This is a genomic window from Xanthomonas sp. WHRI 6106 (assembly GCF_040202405.1).
GTDB lineage: Bacteria > Pseudomonadota > Gammaproteobacteria > Xanthomonadales > Xanthomonadaceae > Xanthomonas > Xanthomonas cannabis.
The window spans coordinates 1-1,203 of the sequence record NZ_JBEGFC010000025.1 but is presented as its reverse complement, the minus strand read 5'-3'; the positions used below and the strand labels follow the sequence as shown (position 1 = coordinate 1,203).

The 1,203-nt window shown below is 62.8% G+C and carries 1 protein-coding gene; it reads left to right on the top strand.

The features are described 5' to 3' along the window. The first annotated feature begins 68 nt into the window (after positions 1–68). Positions 69–1,171, top strand: a protein-coding gene (locus ABQZ09_RS19835) for an IS3 family transposase (protein ID WP_228313883.1) whose coding sequence is annotated in 2 segments (ribosomal slippage) — positions 69–327 and positions 327–1,171 — 1,104 coding nt in all. Because the reading frame shifts where the segments join, the coding sequence is not laid out codon by codon here. Positions 1,172–1,203 lie beyond the last annotated feature (32 nt).

Below are 1,203 nucleotides of genomic sequence, written 5' to 3'. Positions count from 1 at the left end.
CGACGTCCCCCCAATTTTGAGTAGCACGCCAGTTTGGAGTCCAATTCCCTAACCGAAGGAGATTGGACGTGAAGAAGCGCTTTTCCGAAGAACAGATCATTGGTTTCCTGCGCGAAGCCGAAGCGGGCGTGGCGATCAAGGACCTGTGCCGGCGCCATGGCTTCAGCGAGGCCTCTTACTACCTGTGGCGCAGCAAGTTCGGCGGGATGAGCGTGCCCGATGCCAAGCGGCTCAAGGACCTGGAGTCCGAGAATGCGCGGCTGAAGAAGTTGCTGGCCGAGCAGCTGTTTGAGAACGATCTGATCAAGGATGCGCTGCGAAAAAAGTGGTGAGCGCGCCGGCGCGTCGTGCGCTGGTGCGCGAGTGGACGGGGCGCGGTGCCAGCGAGCGCCGCGCCTTGGCCGCGATCGGCATGAGCGCCAGCGCGCTGCGCTACTGCCCGCGCGAAGATCGCAACGTTGAGCTGCGCGAGCGCATCGGTGCGTTGGCGCATCGCCATCGCCGTTATGGCGTGGGCATGATCTATCTCAAACTGCGACAGGAAGGCCGCATCGTGAACTACAAGCGTGTGGAGCGGTTGTACCGCGAGCAGCAGTTGCAAGTCCGCCGCCGCAAGCGCAAGAAAGTCTCGGTAGGCGAGCGTCAGCCGCTATTGCGGCCGGCACAGGCCAACCAGGTATGGTCGATGGACTTCGTGTTCGACCGCACCGCCGACGGTCGGGTGATCAAGTGTCTGGTGATCGTGGATGATGCAACCCACGAAGCGGTCGCCATTGAGGTGGAGCGCGCAATAGCGGGCCACGGCGTGACGCGTGTGCTGGATCGGCTCGCCATCCGCCGCGGCTTGCCGCAGGTGATCCGCACGGACAACGGCAAGGAGTTTTGCGGCAAGGCGATGGTGGCCTGGGCGCATGCGCGTGGCGTGCAGTTGCGACTCATCCAACCCGGCAAGCCGAATCAGAACGCCTACGTTGAATCGTTTAACGGCCGCCTGCGCGACGAATGCCTCAACGAACACTGGTTCCCGACACTGCTGCATGCACGCACCGAGATCGAGCGCTGGCGCCGCGAATACAACGAGGAGCGACCCAAGAAAGCAATTGGCGGCATGACGCCCTCCGCGTATGCCCAACAGCTGGCCAACATCGATATCATCAACCCCGGACTCTAAACCTGGCCGCTACTCAGGGCGGGGGGACGTCG